Origin of the sequence: Halobacillus sp. (genome assembly GCF_049282395.1) — a bacterium.
GTDB lineage: Bacteria > Bacillota > Bacilli > Bacillales > Halobacillaceae > Halobacillus.
This window is the reverse complement of the sequence record NZ_JBAPTY010000195.1, coordinates 1-1,929: the sequence shown is the minus strand read 5'-3', so window position 1 is coordinate 1,929 and position 1,929 is coordinate 1. Positions and strand designations below refer to the sequence as shown.

Annotated in this window: 2 protein-coding genes; both read left to right on the top strand. The window is 44.5% G+C overall.

What is annotated here, in order from left to right; all coding sequences use genetic code 11:
• Positions 1-159, top strand: a 159-nt coding sequence (locus tag WAM07_RS08795) for a winged helix-turn-helix domain-containing protein (protein WP_422166108.1), incomplete at its 5' end; no start/stop codon positions are given.
• A 7-nt stretch (positions 160-166) separates the two neighbouring features.
• Positions 167-1,929: cell wall metabolism sensor histidine kinase WalK (gene walK, locus WAM07_RS08790; RefSeq protein WP_422166106.1), on the top strand; the 1,763-nt coding region annotated here is incomplete at its 3' end.

The following is a 1,929-nucleotide window of genomic DNA, read 5'->3' as shown; positions in this document are numbered from 1 at the left end:
GAGACCGTCTGGGGCTACGACTATTACGGAGACGTGAGAACTGTAGACGTCACCGTGCGTCGACTGCGTGAGAAAATTGAAGAAAACCCAAGTAATCCTGTTTGGATCGTTACCAGACGCGGAGTTGGTTATTATTTAAGAAATCCAGAGCAGGAGTAATGTTTTTATGAAGAAAGTAGGTTTTTTTCAGTCCGTCAGACTGAAGTTAATTCTCGTTTATATTCTGCTTCTTCTATTAGGCATCCAAGTGATTGGTGCCTATTTTGTTGGTAAGCTGGAAAATAATCTGACGGAAAATTTTACAAATTCTATTGAAGGACGCTTAAATTCACTCACGTATAGTCTTCAAAATGCCTTTGAGGCAGAACGAGGCGAGGGTGATCCCTCTTTGCAGGCAGAAGTAGAGGGACTGATCAACGAATTTAATGAATCTGACATCAAGAAATTACAAGTGATTGAAAAGACAGGGCCGAATATCATTGCCTCGTTTGACAGGGGCAGTGATGATCGCGCCAATATCGGTAAAAAAGTGACAGATGCCCGGATCACTAAAGTATTCATCCTGGGCGAGACAGATCCGCGGACTGTAAGGCAGGATGGGGAAAACTTGTATGTAGGAGAGAAACCTATTACAACGGAAGCCGGGGAAATTGTAGGGGTACTCCACTATCAGGCTCGCATGAATGGCATCTATGAACAAATGCAGTCGATTAATAGTATATTTGCCAAGGGTACCCTGCTTGCGATCACGGTCACCGCCCTGCTTGGGATCCTGGTGGCTCGTACCATTACCAAGCCCTTAACTGAAATGAAAAAGCAGGCTCAGATTATGGCTACCGGCGATTTCTCCCAGAAGGTCGATGTAAAAGGTAATGATGAAATTGGACAGCTCGGTCTCACGTTTAACGACCTGAACGATAAACTTAAGTTAGCCCAGGCGACAACAGAAGGGGAGCGGCGAAAATTAAGTTCCGTTTTGTCGAATATGTCGGACGGTGTCATTGCTACAGACCGCATAGGAGCGATTATTTTAATGAATGCGCCAGCCTCTAAGCTGATCGGCCAGACGTTTGAAGAAGTCCAGGGTCAGTCTTTAATCGATGTTTTCGATCTAGGCGACCAGATGGATGATATTTCTGAAGTCGAAGAAGCGGGATCGATGATTATTGACCTCAGCAGTGAAGATAAGCATCTGCTGATCAAGGCTAATTTTTCAGTAGTAGAAGATGAGAATGAAGAGATGGACGGATTTATTTCGGTAATTAGTGACGTTACGGAACAGGAGAAGGTAGATCAGGAACGCAGGGAATTCGTGTCCAATGTTTCCCATGAGCTGCGCACACCGCTTACGACTATGCGTAGCTACATTGAGGCCTTAAACGATGGAGCCTGGCAGGACCCTGATATTGCTCCGAGGTTCTTAGATGTTACACAGAATGAAACCGACCGTATGATCCGTTTAGTCAATGATTTGCTGCAGTTAACGAAGATGGACCATAAAGAAACGACCTTAATGAGAGAGCGTGTCGAATTTGTCGGCTTCTTCAGTCAGATTATTGAGCGATTTGAGATGAATAAAGATGAAAATATGGACTTTGAAAGAAACCTTCCTAAGAAAAATATGTACGTTTGGATGGACAAGGATAAATTGACACAAGTGCTGGATAATGTCATATCTAACGCTGTAAAATACTCGCCAGAAGGCGGAACGATCCGTTTTGATGCGTATTCTACCAGGAAACAGCTTCGCGTGAGTGTAACGGATGAAGGAATCGGTATGCCTGCAGATACAGTAGATAAAATCTTTGACCGGTTTTACCGGGTAGATAAATCGCGAGCAAGAGAAATGGGTGGCACCGGTCTTGGCCTCGCTATTGCCAGGGAAATGATCGAAGCCCATCACGGTAAAATATGGGCGGAAAGCAAAGA